Source organism: Acidovorax sp. BLS4 (assembly GCF_032929295.1).
Classification (GTDB): Bacteria; Pseudomonadota; Gammaproteobacteria; order Burkholderiales; family Burkholderiaceae_C; genus Paracidovorax.
In genome coordinates this window covers 4,149,714-4,164,904 of sequence record NZ_CP136797.1, presented here as the reverse complement: position 1 = coordinate 4,164,904, position 15,191 = coordinate 4,149,714, and the positions used below count along the sequence as shown (strand labels likewise).

The window sequence follows — 15,191 nt, the reverse complement described above, 5'->3', positions numbered from 1 at the left end:
TTTCACGCGCCAACGGCACGCGACCTCCGATGTCCGATCCTACAGACCTCACCCGACTTATCTTTGGCCGCCTCTCCTGGGAGGCCATCCCACTGCACGAACCGATCCTGATCGCGACGTTCGCCGCCGTCGTGCTCGGCGGCATCGCCGTGCTCGGTGCGCTGACGTACTTCAAGCTATGGGGCTACCTGTGGCGCGAGTGGTTCACCAGCATCGACCACAAGAAGATCGGCATCATGTACATCATCCTCGGGCTGGTGATGCTGCTGCGCGGCTTCGCCGACGCGATCATGATGCGGATGCAGCAGGCCATCGCCTTCGGTGACAACCCCGGCTTCCTGCCGCCGCACCACTACGACCAGATCTTCACCGCCCACGGCGTGATCATGATCTTCTTCGTGGCGATGCCGCTGGTCACGGGCCTGATGAACTACGTGGTGCCGCTGCAGATCGGCGCGCGCGACGTGGCCTTCCCGTTCCTCAACAACTTCAGCTTCTGGATGACCACCAGCGGCGCCGTGCTGGTGATGGCCTCGCTGTTCGTGGGCGAGTTCGCCAAGACCGGCTGGCTGGCGTATCCGCCGCTCTCGGGCATCCTGCACAGTCCGGACGTGGGGGTGGACTACTACATCTGGTCGCTGCAGATCGCGGGGGTGGGCACGCTGCTGTCAGGGGTCAACCTGCTGGTGACCATCGTGAAGATGCGCGCGCCCGGCATGAGCCTCATGAAGATGCCGGTGTTCACGTGGACCTCGCTGTGCACCAACGTGCTGATCGTCGCCGCCTTCCCGGTGCTGACGGCCGTGCTGGCGCTGCTGTCGCTGGACCGCTACGCCGGTTTTAACTTCTTCACGAACGACTTCGGCGGCAACTCGATGATGTACGTGAACCTGATCTGGATCTGGGGCCACCCTGAGGTCTACATCCTGATCCTGCCGCTGTTCGGCGTGTTCTCCGAAGTCGTCTCCACGTTCAGCCGCAAGAAGCTGTTCGGCTACGCCTCCATGGTCTATGCCACGGTGGTGATCACCATCCTGTCGTACCTGGTGTGGCTGCACCACTTCTTCACGATGGGCTCGGGCGCCAGCGTGAACTCGTTCTTCGGCATCACGACCATGATCATCTCGATCCCGACCGGGGCGAAGATCTTCAACTGGCTGTTCACCATGTACAAGGGCCGCATCCAATTCGAGGTGCCCATGCTCTGGACCATCGGCTTCATGGTGACCTTCGTGATCGGCGGGATGACCGGCGTGCTGCTGGCGGTGCCACCGGCCGACTTCGTGCTGCACAACAGCCTGTTCCTGATCGCCCACTTTCACAACGTGATCATCGGCGGCGTGGTGTTCGGCCTGTTCGCCGGCATCAACTACTGGTATCCCAAGGCCTTCGGCTACAAGCTCGACCCGTTCTGGGGCAAGTGCTCGTTCTGGTTCTGGCTGATCGGCTTCTGGATGGCCTTCATGCCGCTGTACGTGCTGGGCCTGATGGGCGTCACGCGCCGCATGAGCCACTTCGAGGACATGTCGCTGCAGATCTGGTTCCAGATCGCCGCCTTCGGCGCCGTGCTGATCGCCCTGGGCATCGGCAGCTTCCTGATCCAGCTGGTGGTCAGCTGGCGCAACCGCGAAGCCCTGCGCGACACGACGGGCGATCCATGGGGTGGCCGCACGCTGGAATGGTCCACGTCGTCGCCGCCACCTGCCTACAACTTCGCGTTCACGCCGCAAGTGCATGACAACGATGCCTGGCACGACATGAAGCAGCGCGGCTACGAGCGTCCGCTGAGCGGCTTCATCCCGGTGCACATGCCCAAGAACACGGCCGCTGGCGTGGTCATCGCCGGCATCTGCACGGTGCTGGGCTTCGCGCTGATCTGGCACATGTGGCTGCTGGCCGGCGTGTCGTTCGCCGCCCTGCTGGTCGTGAGCATCGCCCACACCTTCAACTACCAACGCGACTACTACATCGATGCGGACACCGTTGCCCGCACCGAAGCCGATCGCACCCGTCTCCTGGCCAGCCATGTCTGATACCACCGCACTCCACCACCCCGGCGCCTCGGGCGCCCCGGCGAAACCGGTCTTCCACCTCACGGAAGAACACCATCCGCAGAACGGCACCCTGCTGGGCTTCTGGATCTACCTGATGAGCGACTGCCTCATCTTCGCCTGCCTGTTCGCCGTCTACGGCGTGCTGGGCCGCAGCTACGCCGCCGGCCCGTCCGGCGCCGACCTGTTCGACCTGCCGCTGGTGGCGCTGAACACGTCCATGCTGCTGCTGTCGTCCATCACGTATGGCTTTGCCATGCTGGAGATGCAAAAGAAGAAGGTCAACCGCACCATCGTGTGGCTGGCCATCACCGGCCTGCTGGGCGCGGCCTTCATCGGCCTGGAGCTGTACGAGTTCAACCACCTGATCCACGAAGGCGCCGGTCCGCAGCGCAGCGCGTTCCTGTCGGCCTTCTTCGGCCTGGTGGGCACGCACGGCCTGCACGTCACCTTCGGCATCATCTGGCTCGTCGTGCTGCTGTTCCAGCTCAAGAAGCACGGCCTGACCCCCGCCAACCGCCGCCGCCTGCTGTGCCTGTCCATGTTCTGGCACTTTCTGGACGTGGTCTGGATCGGCGTCTTCACCTTCGTCTACCTGATGGGAGTCCTGCCATGAGCACCCCCCACAACCACCAGAACCTCACCGACACCCACGATGGCCACCACGGCCACGACGACCACCACGATCACCACCATGAAGACGATGGCGCCAGCCACGGCTCCATGCGCGACTACGTGATCGGCTTCGTCGCATCGGTCATCCTGACCGCGATTCCGTTCTGGCTCGTGATGGGCAAGGTGTTCGAGCAGTCGAGCACCACGGCCCTGGTCATCCTGGGCTTCGCCGCGGTGCAGATCGTGGTGCACATGGTGTACTTCCTGCACATGAACACCAAGTCCGAAGGCGGCTGGAACATGCTGGCACTGGTCTTTACCGTCGTGCTCGTGGTCATCACGCTGGCGGGCTCGCTGTGGGTGATGTTCCACCTCAACCACAACATGATGCCCATGTCGATCCACGACATGAAGAACATGCCTTGACCCCGATCTCCGGCAGCGCGACTGCATCCTCTCCCGCGCCCGCCACGGGCGCGGACAGGCCCGCCCCGCCCCGCTCCCGGGCGGGACTGGCCGCGATGGGGGTGTGCGCGCTGCTGGTGTTTGCCACGCTCGTGGCGCTGGGCAGTTGGCAAGTGGCACGCCGCGCCTGGAAACTGGATCTCATCGAGCGCGTGGAGCAACGCATCCATGCCGCTCCCACCGCCCCCCCCTCCCCCGCCGAATGGCAGCGCAGCCCCGATGCGGCGCGCGACGCCGAGTACCGCCATGTGCGCCTTCGCGGCACCTTCGACCACGCCAAGGAGGCGCTGGTACAGGCCAACACCACGCTGGGCGCCGGCTTCTGGGTGGTGACGCCGCTGCGGCAGGCCGATGGCACGGCCGTGCTGGTCAACCGGGGCTTCGTGCCGCCGCAGGCCCGCGATCCCGCCGCACGCACCGCCCCCGCGCCCCAGGGCGAGACCGAGGTGACCGGCCTGCTGCGACTGAGCGAGCCCGGAGGTGGGTTTTTGCGGCACAACGACCCCACCGCCGACCGCTGGTTCTCCCGAGATGTGGCCGCCATTGCCGCCGCGCGCGGCGTGGCCGGCATCGCGCCCTATTTCGTGGACGAGGACGCCGCCCCCCGCTCCGCCGCACCCACCGCCACCGCCACCGCCACCACGGGCACGTCAGCGGACGCCCTCCAGTGGCCCGTCGGCGGCCTGACGGTGGTGCGTTTCCCCAACAGCCACCTGGTCTATGCCATCACCTGGTACACGCTGGCCCTGATGGTGGCCGCGGGTGCCTGGTACGTATGGCGCGACGACCGCAGGCGCCGCCAGCACCACGCTTCGCCCGCCACCGATGCCGCTGTCCCCTGACGCCCCGGCCGAACGGCCCGCGCCGCGCACGCGGGCGGCAGTAGCGGACTCCACCGGGCTCAAGAACCTGCAGCAGCTGATCCAGCTGCGCTGGATCGCCGTGATCGGGCAGCTTTTCACCATCGAGGTGGTGCACTACAGCCTGGGCATCATCCTGCCGCTGCAGGCCATGCTGATGGTGCTGGGCGCCCTGGTCGTGTTCAACACGGCCAGCCTGCTGCGCTGGCGCATCGGCCGCCGCGTGCGCAACGTGGAGCTGTTCTTCGCCATGGTGGTGGACGTGGCCATGCTCACCGCCCAGCTCTACCTGAGCGGCGGCACCACCAACCCGTTTGTCTTCCTGTACCTGCTGCAGGTCACGCTGGCCGCCGTGCTGCTGCGCGCGGGCTACACCTGGACCATCGTCGCCATGACGGTGGCCTGCCTGTGCGGGCTGGCCCTGTTCAGCCGCCCGCTCGCCCTGCCGCTGGACCACGACCGGGGGCTGTACAGCCCCTACGTGCTGGGCATGCTGGTGTGCTTCATGCTGAACGCCGTGCTGCTGGTGATCTTCATCACGCGCATCGGCCGCAACCTGCGCCAGCGCGACGCCCGGCTGGCCACCATGCGCCAGCGCGCCGCCGAAGAAGACCACATCGTCCGCACCGGGCTGCTGGCCTCTGGCGCGGCCCACGAGCTGGGCACGCCGTTGTCCACCCTGGCCGTGATCCTAGGCGACTGGCGCCGCATGCCGGCCCTGGCGCAGGATGCCGAGCTGCAGGCCGAGATCGCCGAGATGCAGGCCCAGGTGCGGCGCTGCAAGACCATCGTGAGCGGCATCCTGCTGTCGGCCGGAGAAACCCGGGGCGAGGAATCGATGCAGACCACCGTGTGCACCTTCCTCGACCAACTGGCCGAGGAGTGGCGCAGCACGCGGCCCGTGGGCACGTTCGCCTACGACAACCAGTTCGGCGAAGACCGCCCCATGGTCTCGGATGTCACCCTGCAGCAGATGGTCTTCAACGTGTTGGACAATGCACGGGATGCGTCGCCGCATTGGGTGGGCCTGGCGGCTGAGCAGGAGGCCGATGCCCTGCTCATCACCGTCACCGATGCCGGCCCCGGTTTCGCCCCGGCCATGCTGGAGCAACTCGGCAAGCCCTACCAGTCCAGCAAGGGCCGGCCGGGCGGTGGGTTGGGGCTTTACCTGGCCACCAACGTGGCGCGCACCCTCGGGGGCACCATCACCGCGCGCAACCGCGCGGCCGGCGGCGCCGCCGTCACCATTACCCTTCCGCTGGCAGCCGTCGCGCTGCAGGAGACCCCGGACCATGGACGCTGACCGCCTGTTGCTGATCGTGGAGGACGACGAGGCCTTCGCACGCACGCTGGCGCGCTCGTTCGAACGGCGCGGCTACCACGTGCTGCATGCGGCCAACCTGCCCGAGGTGGAGGCGCTGCTGGACGGGCACACGCCGGGCTACGCCGTGGTGGACCTGAAGCTCAAGGGCGAGGCCTCGGGCCTGGCCTGCGTGCAGAAGCTCCACTCCGCCAACGAAGACATGCTGATCGTCGTGCTGACGGGCTTCGCCAGCATCGCCACGGCCGTGGAGGCCGTGAAGCTCGGCGCATGCCACTACCTCGCCAAGCCTTCCAACACCGACGACATCGAGGCCGCCTTCGGCCTAACCGAGGGCAATATCGAAGTGGAGCTGACCAACCGCTCCAGCTCGATCAAGACGCTGGAATGGGAGCGCATCCACGAGGTGCTGGCCGAAACCGGCTTCAACATTTCGGAAACCGCGCGGCGCCTCGGCATGCACCGGCGCACCCTGGCACGCAAGCTGGACAAGCGGCGCGTGAACTGAGTCCCGCTCCACCGGGCACCCTGCTCAGAGGGATGCCGGCCATGCCTGCCTGTACAAGCATCGACACCGATCGGAAGCATTGGTACGCTCACACTGACCTGACAGCGGGGCCTTCGCCAAATCTGGCGCAGGCAGGAGAGCGCAGGCCGCCGCTGAAGGCCGGCGAGGCTCATCGACACCAAGGGAGAACAAACACCATGCGGCAATCCGAAAAGGCGCGTTGGGCTGCCAGCGCCATGCTGGCTCTGGCTTTCATTGCGCCCGCACGCGCAGACCAAGACCTGCGCAATTGGGGCAACGACCCTTTCTTTCAGATCTCCCATGCCGTGGCGGACTGCCCGCAACCCCTGGGGCCGCTGCTGACCCGGCAGGAATGGCAGCGCGAGGAACACTACCGCGCCGAACGCGGCAACAGCTGCTACATCCAGGGCACTTGCCGCCTGTCCAGCGGCTATCGGTACGACGGCGAAATCAGCGAGGCCGTGAAACGGCGACTTACCCACATCGCGGAGCAGACGCAATGGGACCGCAAGTCGACCCTGTGGCTCATGCTCCAGCGACGCATCATCTACGTACAGGGCTGCGTGGCCGCCGACTTCGACCGGGAGGCATTCGTGAAACAACTGGCAGAGACGGCCGATGTGGTCACGGTGATCGACCAGATGGCGGTGCTCGGTCCCCCTGATGCGATTCGCTACCCGCTGGCACCGGCGGCGCAATCCCCTGCCGCCGAGGCAAAGCCTTAGCCACCACCGATCCATCTGCCCCCGGGGCAGATCTGTCCAAGGGCCGTGGGTGCTGATCTGGCACCGGAATGCCATCGCCCTGAGTCGCCCGCCCAGCGCCCTGGAATCGAAGAGGCGCCCCACTCACACGTTCGCACGCGCGGCACCAGCAGCCGGAGCGGCAGCCATCTGCGCGTTGCCCGACGCCGCTTCAGCAGGTTCATCCCAAGCCTCTCCGTCGAAAGCGGAGCGCTTGCGCCGCTTCCATGCCCGTCGCGGCCGTCCATTCCTGAGTTCAAAGGCTCCCAAAAGCGGTTTCCCAGGCCCACCCATGCCCAAATCCGTCTGCTCAGCCGAGGGGAAGGCGATCCTGCAGGCCGCCATGAACCAATATCGATGCGAGTTTTTTAGCTTCGCCAGCAAGCGGCGTGGCTGAGCAGATAACGCAAGCAAAGCGAACGCACGGCTTCGAATCCTCTAAAAAAACCCCAAAAACCCACGGTTAATGCGGCAAGGCAGCCGGGCTTTTATCCGAAATATAAAAATGCGAATTAAAAAGCAGTTACAGAAACAATAATTTACACACCATACAAATAAAGATCAAAAAAGGCATCGACAAACAAACCTGTTTTTTTAGAAACTGAATCCGCAACAAAAACCCCCGAAAAAATTCAGATCGACCAAAAGCACGGGATCGGGGATCTTCAGAAAAAGGAATCGCTTTAATCCGCTGGATTTATCCAGTTGGGCGAAGCTTTGTCTTTTGCTTTCGCAATGGGTATTCACCCATTGCGAAAGCACTGCAGGCATGGGGTTGCGAACATGGAAAACAAACAGGGGAATTCCAATGCGGGTGGATTCAAGCCATTTTTCGATCGCTCCTGAAACGGTGAACAGCGCGAAGCCCCAAGCACCAAGGCAGCCTTCAGAAAATCCCACAGAAAAAGAAATGTCCGGTGGCACCTACGCCCTCGGCAGCCACGTTCTGGGGCAGTACTCGCGTCGGGCAGAGGTTGTGCCGGACGGCGAAGCGCGGATGGACTTCAGGGCATTGGCTGCCGTGGCCGCATTCGAGCTCTGCGACCGGCTCGACCTGCAAATCCCCGTCGCGGTGCTGGACTTCTGGCGCAGCCGCGTGCCACGCACGTCGGGCTTCGAGGTGCGGCCGGCAGTGCATCAACCGATGTTCCGTGCCTTGTGGCCTGCCAATACCGATGCCCAATGGAGAAAATGCCCTGCCAGCCAAGTTGGTGCATTCATCGATTTATCCAGAAAAATTCCCGAAAATGGTGCGCTCATGGTGCAACTGGCGGACCACACCACTCCCATTGAAATCGGATCCGCTAAAATTCTGATCCACTGCCAACTGGAAAATGAAATAGCGTCCGCCGTGGTGATTGCCAATGCCCGCGATTTTGCAGCACCAGCCTGCAATGCCATTGCCGAGATGTATCTGGAAATCCTGTGCACCATGATGGGGGACAAGAATATATCCGCGTCGCAGGCAGCGGGCATTGGAGTTGCATCGCTTCAATATGCAATCAATATGCTCTCCGGCCATTCACACGAATATGGACCGTTTCTTTCGATTCCCGATTGGCTGGAACAATCGGCGGATCGCCACAGGGACAAGGTAGCGTATTTTTTCGGCAATTCAGCGCTCAGTTACCGGGACTTCAACGGCAAAGCCAACGCTTTGGCCGGCCTGCTGGCAGCCCGGGGAACCGGGTCGGCCACGCCCGTTCCGGTGCTGCTGGGCAACAGCCTGGAGCTGCCCGTCTGCTACTTCGCGCTGATGAAGCTGGGCGCTGCGTTCGTTCCTTTGGACCCGGGCTGGCCGATGGAGCGTCGCGAGCAAGCCTTGGAGGCGCTGAACAGCCACACGGTGCTGTGCACCGACGCTTCCAACGTACCGGCCAGCCACCGGAACCGTGCGGTGGCGGTCGACGTCGCTCTTCTCGACGGCACCTCGGCCGCCCGCATCCAGGCTCCTATTGCCCCTGAACAGGCCATCTACGGCATCTTCACTTCTGGAACGACCGGACGGCCCAAATGCGCCATGAACAACCATGCGGGACTGTCCAACCGGTTCCAGTTCATGACGCGCTATTTCCACCGCGACGGCGGCATACGGTGCGTGCTGCAGAACACGCGGCACACCTTCGATTCGTCGGTATGGCAGTTGTTTTGGCCGCTGACGGCCGGGGGCAGCACCGTGATTCCGCAGGAGGGGGCCCACCTCGACCTCGAAGGCACGGTAGAGACGATTGCACGGCACGGCGTCGACATGACGGATTTCGTGCCCAGCGTGTTCAACCAACTGGTGGTGCTGGCAGAGCACAGCCATGACATCCGCCGTCGGCTCGCCACGCTGCGTGAACTGGTGGTAGGTGGCGAAGAGATCACGCCGCAAATGGTGCACCGGCTGCGTGCCATCCTGCCAGAGCTGCGCATCACCAATGCGTATGGTCCGACGGAAACCTCGATCGGAATGGTGTTCCACCCAGTCGAGGATGCCGACGGACTGTCGATCCCGCTGGGACGGCCGATCGACAACTGCAATGTCGTCGTCGTGGACTCGGCGCTTCGGCCCTTGCCGCCCGGCGCCCGGGGCGAACTGCTGGTGGGCGGCGTGTGCGTCGGTAACGGCTATCTGCACGATGCACAGCGCACGGCGGCCGCCTTTGTGGACAACCCTTTTGCCTCGATTGCGGGGACCAAGCTCTACCGCACCGGCGACCTCGGCTATTTCGACAGCCTGGGCCGGCTGCGCTTTTCGGGCCGCAGGGATTTTCAGGTGAAGGTCGGTGGGGTGCGCATCGAACTGGGCGAAATCGAAAGCGCCGCGGAGCAATGCCCTGGCGTGAACCACGCCAAAGCGATGACCGTGGGCCAAGGTGACGACCGGGCACTGGCCTTGTTTGCCGCCGGCGATGCCGGCCTGACACGCGACGCGCTGGAATCCCACCTGCGCGGGGCATTGCCGCGCCACACCGTGCCGCGGCACATCGTGCTGCTGGCAGAGATGCCGACCACCGACAACGGCAAGCTCGACCGCAGGGCGCTGCTGAGCCAGCTCGAGCGCCCTGCCCTGGACACCGCGGCGGACACGTCCGTGCAGCAAGACGCGGGCATTTCGCTGGCCGATGCCGTGCTGGCGGTCTTTCGCCGTCAGTTACACCAGCCGGCCCTGGGCGCGGACGATCCATTTTTCGACCATGGCGGCGATTCGCTGCAGGCCGTGTCGCTGATCGTGTCGCTGGAAAAACGCTTTGGCGTGCCCGTGCGCATCGCGGAACTGATGGCGCAGCCGACCGCGCGGCAGATCGCTGGCTGCATCGAAGCGAAACAGCGCAGCGCCACCCCGGGCCATTGCGAAGGCCGCGAAGAAAGCCAGGAACCCCAGGACGAACAGGCGATGGAACGCGACGCCACGCTGCCCGCCGGCTGGGTCGCAGCGCGCCGGTCGGATCACAACGCACCAAGGCGGCCTTCCAGCATCTTCATGACGGGTGCCACCGGTTTCGTGGGCAGCCACCTGGTTCGCGAAATCCTGTCGAGCGACGCCACCGCGACGGTGCATGCCCTGTGCCGGCATGCCGGCAACGCACAGTCGGCAATGGAAAAAGACTTGCAGGAACGAGGCCTGTGGCGGCCGGACTTTGCAGGCCGGCTGGTGGCCGTTCCGGGCGATCTGGGCCAGCCGGCCTTCGGCCTGGAAGCGGCCGCCTGGCGCCAGCTCTCGCAATCGTGCGACGCCGTGTTGCATTGCGGGGCGATGGTCAACTTTCTGTACGACTACGGCGCCCACCGCGCGACCAATGTTCTGGGCACCCGGGAGGCGCTGCGCCTGGCCCTGGAGGGCCGGGCCAAGCCGCTGCACCACATCTCCACCCTCGGGACGCTGGACCAGCACGCCGCGCTGCAGGCTTCGCCGCTCGCCGAGGACTTCGACCTCGCTCAGGGCGTCCGGCCCGCCAGTGGCTACAGCCGCTCCAAATGGGCAGCGGAGCGCCTGCTCGACGCAGCGCGAAGGCAAGGCGCCAACGTATCGATCTACCGGCTGGGCGAGGTCATGCCGGCCGCCGCAGAGGGTCTGCTTCAGCTGCCCAATGAGCGCGCGCTGACCCACTTTCTGCTGACGGCCATCGCGCACCTGGGGGTCCGGCCGGCCGCGGAGATCGTCTCCGACTGGTCGCCTGCGGACTACGTGGCGCGCCGCGTGGTGCTCGCCATGCGTTCGCCCCAGGCATGGGGCCGCACCTTCCATTTGCTGCATCCACAGCGAATGGCCTTTCCGACGATCTTCGAAGCCGCCGGCACCCCGATGCCGCAGGTGTCCTGCACGGCCTGGATGGAGCGGCTCGATGCGGCCGTGGCAGCGGGCGGCCCGCGGGCACTCACCGTGGTCCGCCGCCTGCTGCCAGCCGCAGGCGATGAACGGGCCTTCGCCGACGCCCTGTCCGCACTGCTGACGGACAACCCCCGTCTTTTCCGGCGCGACGAATGTGCGGGGCTGGAGCAGGCCATGGCCGCGGAAGACGGCAGGGACTTCTCAGCCTCCATCGGCCGCTACGCGCGGCAGTTGCTCCGGTCCGGTGCCGCAGCGCCATCGGCCGTGGGCTGATCCCCTCAACTGCTTTGGTTTCCCGTATTTCTTTTCTTTGATCGACAGGAGTGGGCGCGATGCACTATCGACGAATGGGCCGGCTTGGCTGGCAGGTGAGCGAAGTGGGCTATGGCATGTGGGGGATCGCGGGAGGTCCGGGCAACTTCACTGGCGCCAACTACGAAACGGCGCCGCGCTGCCTGGAGCGCGCGGTGGAACTGGGCTGCAACTTCTTCGACACCGCCTGGGTGTACGGGCGCGGCATCAGCGAGCAGATGCTGGGCAGCCTGCTGCGTGCGCACACGGGCGACCGGCTGTACGTGGCAACCAAGATCCCGCCGAAGAACCGTGAATGGCCGCCCCGACCGAGTGACCGCCTGCAGGACGTCTTTCCGGCCGATCACATCCGCGAGTTCACGATGAAGAGCCTGGAAAACCTGGGCACGGATCGCATCGACCTGATGCAGCTGCACGTCTGGGAAGATCGCTGGGCGCACGAAGAAGAATGGCAGCGCGCATTGGGGGACCTGCGTGCCGAAGGGCTGATCGAGGGCATCGGCATCAGCGTCAACCGCTGGGAGCCGGACAACTGCCTGCGGGCCATCGACACCGGGCTGATCGATGTGATTCAGGTGATCTACAACATCTTCGATCAGGCCCCGGAAGACCGGCTGTTCCAGGTGGCTGCTCAGAAGGACATCGGCCTCATCGCGCGGGTGCCTTTCGATGAGGGCGGGCTGACGGGAACGCTGTCCCACGACACGGTGTTCCCGGCCGAGGACTGGCGATCGACCTACTTCGGGCCGGAAAACCTTGGCCCCACCGTGGACCGCGCCGAGCGGCTGCGCACGGTGTTGCCCGAGGGCATGGCATTGCCCGAGATGGCGCTGCGTTTCATCCTGCACCACCCGGCAGTCTCGACGGTGATTCCCGGCATGCGCCAGCTGCGCAACGTCGAGGCCAATCTGAGCGTGAGCGACGGGCGCCGGATGGAGGCTCCGCTGCTGCAGACGCTGCGCGCGCACCGCTGGGACCGCTCGCCCACCGCGTGGTCCCAGTGAAGGGCCATCCGGCCGAGCCCCCTCTCGCCCCCTTTTTCCGGAGCCTTGCATGAAACAGATCATTGCCCTGTGGGCGCATCAACGCGCGCTGTCCACCGCCTTCCTGCGCATGATGATCGAGCGCAACGACGTCACCGTGATCCATGAGCCCCTGGTGACACTGCTCGACACGGGCGAAGTGCCCCTGCCCGATGGTTCGGGCGGCCAGGTGGTGGTGCGGTCCGAGCGCGCCTTCTTCGACCACCTGCGCACGCTGGCAGCGCATCGCCCCGTGTTCTTCAAGGACACGGTGGAGCACCGCTACCGGTACCTGTTCGACCACCCCGAGGAGGTGGCGGACATCGAACACACCTTCATCGTGCGCGACCCTGCGCCGACGATCAGTTCGATGTACCACATGAAGCCGACCATCGCCTTGCATGAAGTGGGCTACGAACACCTTTTCGAGATCTTCGAGCTGGCCACCCGGCTCAAGGGGTCGGCCCCGGTGCTCGTCGATGCCGACCGCCTGGTCAAGACACCGCAGGCCGTGGTGCAGCGCTATTGCGAAGAAGTCGGCCTGCCCTTCATCGCCTCGGCCCTTCAATGGCAGCCCGGCGATCGGCCGGAATGGAGCCGCACCCGCCAATGGCATCTGGACGCGATGCGCAGTTCGGGCTTTGCGGCCACCGCCAAGGCGTACCCGGACACCGTGGCCAACAACCCGCTGCTGAAGGGGTACTTCGATCACCACTACCCGTTCTACCAGCAGCTCGTACAGCACGCCATTTGAGGTTCGCGCGTCCGCGCGATTGCCACCCAGTTCCCTTCCAGACACGTTCCGCCTTTCACGTCGTTCTCACCCCTTCCCAACCGAGAGAAAGCAGCCAACACCATGTCGTCGATCCAAGCCAATGCCATCGCCCCCCTCCGCCCCGTCGAGGCCCTGTCCTCCGGCGAACAGTTCGCCCAGGCGTACCTGAAAAAAGGGGACACGACCGAAGTGCACTTCGACTTCACCATCACCGAGGCCTTCAAGCCCACGCAGGACCGGCCCCGCCTGATGGTGAGCCAGCTCTTCAGGAAGCGCCTGGTGAGCGAGACGCACAACCGCTTTTGGTCCGAGAGCCGCCCCCCCAAAGTGGAGACCGGCGGCATCCACGAAGGAGACTTGCGCCAGGAGGCCACCTTCCGCTTCGGCATGGGCGAAGGCATCGTGCGCCCGATCTCGGCCTGGGTCCAGCTGCCGCCGGAACTGGCGGGCGACGAGCGCGGCATCGCCGAATTCATCGACTACCGGCTTCTCGTGCGCCTGGCCACGGCGGAAAACCAGGCGCTCACCTTCGGCCCGCACGGCCTGCTCAACCATCCCGGCGTAACGCGGCTGCCCTACGCCACCAGCTACTTCGACGGCATCATGGCCGCCTGCAACGCGATCGAGCAAAACGGTGCCACCGCGCACGCCATGATCGTGAACCCGGTGGACTACTACCACGGCCTTCTGGGCAAAGGCATCCTGGGCGACCTGCAGCAAAACGGCACGAAGATCGTGCGCACCCGCATGGTGGCCCCGGGCTGTGCGCTGGTCGGCGATTTCGCGGTTGCGGCGCGCATCCTGCACACGGGCAAGTCGGTCATCCGCGTGGGCACGCCACCCGCCGGCACCTTCGCCACGGAAGGCACGGCGGTCTGCGCGGAGATCTACGAAGGGCTGGCAGTGCACCTGCCCACGCACTTCTTCCATGTCGTGAAGGCCGACTGAGCCCCGCAGCACCGCGCGCGGGATGGCCCGCGTGCCCACCCGACAAGGACTGCCCCCATGAACGCCCCACAGACCGGCCTGGCTTTCTACCGGCCTTTCATGCCGATCTTCCTCGGCCTTTTCTTTTGCCATCTGGGCATCGGCGCCACGCTGTCGGTGCTGCCCTTCTACGTCAAGGACACGCTCGGCGGCAGCGATGTGGACGTGGGCACTGTCATCGCCGCCATCGCGGTGGCGGTGGTGCTCACCCGGCCCGTCGCCGGCCGGCTGTCGGACCGCATCGGGCACCGGACGCTGATGCTGCTGGGCGCCCTCCTTTGCGTGCTGGCCGGCGCCGGCTACGCCATGGCGCAGCGGGTGGATGTGCTGACTGCCGTACGGGTGCTGCACGGCATGGGCGAAGGTTGCGCCTTCACCGCCGGGGCCACCTGGCTGGTGGGGCTTGCGCCCACAGCCCGGCGCGGAAAGATCATCGGGCTCTACGGGGTGAGCATGTGGTCGGGCGTGACGCTGGGGGCACTGACCGGCGCGGCGCTGATGCAGGCAGCCGGGTTCTCCGCCGTCTGGATGCTCTGCGTTGCCGCGCCCCTGGCCGGCTTCGCTTTCGTCATGGCCAAGCCCGCGCCCCCAAAGGTGCCCGCGGCGGCCAAAAGCGCCCTCTTTCCTCGGTCGGCGTGCCTTCCTGGCGTCACCCTGGCGCTGGGGTCCATGGGGTATGCCGCGCTGGCCTCGTTCGTCTCGCTGTACATGGCGGCCAAGGGCATCGACAACGGCATCCTGGCATTCAACGTGTTCGGCTTCGCATATGTGGGATCACGGCTTTTTCTTGGCCATTGGCCCGACCAGTTCGGGCCATATCGCGTTGCCCTGTGGGCGGCATTGGGCGAGGCCGTGGGCCTGCTGCTGCTCGCCATCGCGCCCAACCTCATGGTGGCGGTGCTGGGTGGGCTGGCGATGGGGCTCGGACTCTCGCTGTTCTACCCCTCGCTGGCACTGATCGTCATCCAGAAGACCGAGCCGGCCCACCACGGCGCCGCGCTCGGCATGTTCACCTCGTTCTGGGATCTGGGCATCGCTGCCGGGGGCGTGGTGGCCGGGTTCGTTGCGGCCCGCTTCGGCTATGCCGAGATCTACGGCGTGATGCTGGCGGCCACGCTGGCCAGCACGGTCGGCGTGATGCTGCTGTGGATGCCGCTGCGCGCTCGCGGGCGGCCATCGCTGCCGTCATGAGGCAC

Annotated in this window: 13 protein-coding genes; 12 read left to right on the top strand and 1 reads right to left on the bottom strand. The window is 65.5% G+C overall.

Annotation, left to right across the window (positions count from 1 at the left end; all coding sequences use genetic code 11):
• Positions 1-29: 29 nt before the first annotated feature.
• The 7 genes from cyoB (at position 30) to R1Z03_RS19130 (ending at position 6,566) form a co-directional block, all read left to right on the top strand.
• Positions 30-2,033: a cytochrome o ubiquinol oxidase subunit I gene (cyoB, locus tag R1Z03_RS19160; protein WP_317354014.1), complete on the top strand. Its 2,004-nt coding sequence runs from the start codon at positions 30-32 to the stop codon at positions 2,031-2,033.
• A complete protein-coding gene (gene cyoC, locus R1Z03_RS19155; protein ID WP_284403380.1) occupies positions 2,026-2,667 on the top strand; it encodes a cytochrome o ubiquinol oxidase subunit III in 642 nt (213 codons plus the stop codon). Before cyoB ends, cyoC begins: the two co-directional genes overlap by 8 nt.
• On the top strand, positions 2,664-3,092 hold the full coding sequence (cyoD, locus tag R1Z03_RS19150; protein WP_272564074.1) for a cytochrome o ubiquinol oxidase subunit IV: 429 nt from the start codon (positions 2,664-2,666) through the stop codon (positions 3,090-3,092). The genes cyoC and cyoD overlap by 4 nt, the downstream gene beginning before the upstream one ends.
• Entirely contained in the window at positions 3,089-3,973 is an 885-nt protein-coding gene (locus R1Z03_RS19145; RefSeq protein ID WP_372588170.1) for an SURF1 family protein, read from the top strand. The genes cyoD and R1Z03_RS19145 overlap by 4 nt, the downstream gene beginning before the upstream one ends.
• A complete protein-coding gene (locus R1Z03_RS19140; RefSeq protein WP_317354009.1) occupies positions 3,957-5,294 on the top strand; it encodes an ATP-binding protein in 1,338 nt (445 codons plus the stop codon). The genes R1Z03_RS19145 and R1Z03_RS19140 overlap by 17 nt, the downstream gene beginning before the upstream one ends.
• A complete protein-coding gene (locus R1Z03_RS19135; RefSeq protein WP_284399448.1) occupies positions 5,284-5,820 on the top strand; it encodes a response regulator transcription factor in 537 nt (178 codons plus the stop codon). The genes R1Z03_RS19140 and R1Z03_RS19135 overlap by 11 nt, the downstream gene beginning before the upstream one ends.
• Positions 5,821-6,017: 197 nt before the next feature.
• The gene (locus R1Z03_RS19130) at positions 6,018-6,566 is read left to right on the top strand and encodes a BON domain-containing protein (protein WP_317354004.1); all 549 of its coding nucleotides are present in this window, start codon (positions 6,018-6,020) and stop codon (positions 6,564-6,566) included.
• A gap of 612 nt (positions 6,567-7,178) precedes the next feature.
• Here the strand turns inward: R1Z03_RS19130 and R1Z03_RS19125 are convergent.
• A complete protein-coding gene (locus tag R1Z03_RS19125; RefSeq protein ID WP_317354001.1) occupies positions 7,179-7,484 on the bottom strand; it encodes a hypothetical protein in 306 nt (101 codons plus the stop codon).
• Positions 7,485-7,494: 10 nt separating this feature from the next.
• On the opposite strand from R1Z03_RS19125, the gene R1Z03_RS19120 reads away from it, so the two are divergent.
• The 5 genes from R1Z03_RS19120 (at position 7,495) to R1Z03_RS19100 (ending at position 15,186) form a co-directional block, all read left to right on the top strand.
• Positions 7,495-11,172 carry a non-ribosomal peptide synthetase gene (locus R1Z03_RS19120; protein ID WP_317353998.1) on the top strand — a complete coding sequence of 1,226 codons (3,678 nt, stop codon included), beginning with the start codon at positions 7,495-7,497 and terminating at the stop codon, positions 11,170-11,172.
• A gap of 59 nt (positions 11,173-11,231) precedes the next feature.
• Positions 11,232-12,215 (top strand): aldo/keto reductase, encoded by a 984-nt coding sequence (locus tag R1Z03_RS19115; protein ID WP_317353994.1) that lies wholly within the window; start codon positions 11,232-11,234, stop codon positions 12,213-12,215.
• A 49-nt stretch (positions 12,216-12,264) separates the two neighbouring features.
• A complete protein-coding gene (locus R1Z03_RS19110) occupies positions 12,265-12,987 on the top strand; it encodes a hypothetical protein (RefSeq protein WP_284403371.1) in 723 nt (240 codons plus the stop codon).
• Between the two features lie 102 nt (positions 12,988-13,089).
• Positions 13,090-13,956 (top strand): family 3 encapsulin nanocompartment shell protein, encoded by an 867-nt coding sequence (locus tag R1Z03_RS19105; RefSeq protein ID WP_284403369.1) that lies wholly within the window; start codon positions 13,090-13,092, stop codon positions 13,954-13,956.
• A gap of 57 nt (positions 13,957-14,013) precedes the next feature.
• Positions 14,014-15,186: an MFS transporter gene (locus tag R1Z03_RS19100; RefSeq protein WP_317353986.1), complete on the top strand. Its 1,173-nt coding sequence runs from the start codon at positions 14,014-14,016 to the stop codon at positions 15,184-15,186.
• Positions 15,187-15,191 lie beyond the last annotated feature (5 nt).

Excerpts from the sequence above, each read along its gene's own strand:
- cyoB (WP_317354014.1), top strand. The coding sequence starts at position 30 with ATGTCCGATCCTACAGACCTCACCCGACTTATCTTTGGCCGCCTCTCC.
- cyoC (WP_284403380.1), top strand. The coding sequence starts at position 2,026 with ATGTCTGATACCACCGCACTCCACCACCCCGGCGCCTCGGGCGCCCCG.
- cyoD (WP_272564074.1), top strand. The coding sequence starts at position 2,664 with ATGAGCACCCCCCACAACCACCAGAACCTCACCGACACCCACGATGGC.
- R1Z03_RS19140 (WP_317354009.1), top strand. The coding sequence starts at position 3,957 with ATGCCGCTGTCCCCTGACGCCCCGGCCGAACGGCCCGCGCCGCGCACG.
- R1Z03_RS19135 (WP_284399448.1), top strand. The coding sequence starts at position 5,284 with ATGGACGCTGACCGCCTGTTGCTGATCGTGGAGGACGACGAGGCCTTC.
- R1Z03_RS19130 (WP_317354004.1), top strand. The coding sequence starts at position 6,018 with ATGCGGCAATCCGAAAAGGCGCGTTGGGCTGCCAGCGCCATGCTGGCT.
- R1Z03_RS19120 (WP_317353998.1), top strand. The coding sequence starts at position 7,495 with ATGTCCGGTGGCACCTACGCCCTCGGCAGCCACGTTCTGGGGCAGTAC.
- R1Z03_RS19115 (WP_317353994.1), top strand. The coding sequence starts at position 11,232 with ATGCACTATCGACGAATGGGCCGGCTTGGCTGGCAGGTGAGCGAAGTG.
- R1Z03_RS19110 (WP_284403371.1), top strand. The coding sequence starts at position 12,265 with ATGAAACAGATCATTGCCCTGTGGGCGCATCAACGCGCGCTGTCCACC.
- R1Z03_RS19105 (WP_284403369.1), top strand. The coding sequence starts at position 13,090 with ATGTCGTCGATCCAAGCCAATGCCATCGCCCCCCTCCGCCCCGTCGAG.
- R1Z03_RS19100 (WP_317353986.1), top strand. The coding sequence starts at position 14,014 with ATGAACGCCCCACAGACCGGCCTGGCTTTCTACCGGCCTTTCATGCCG.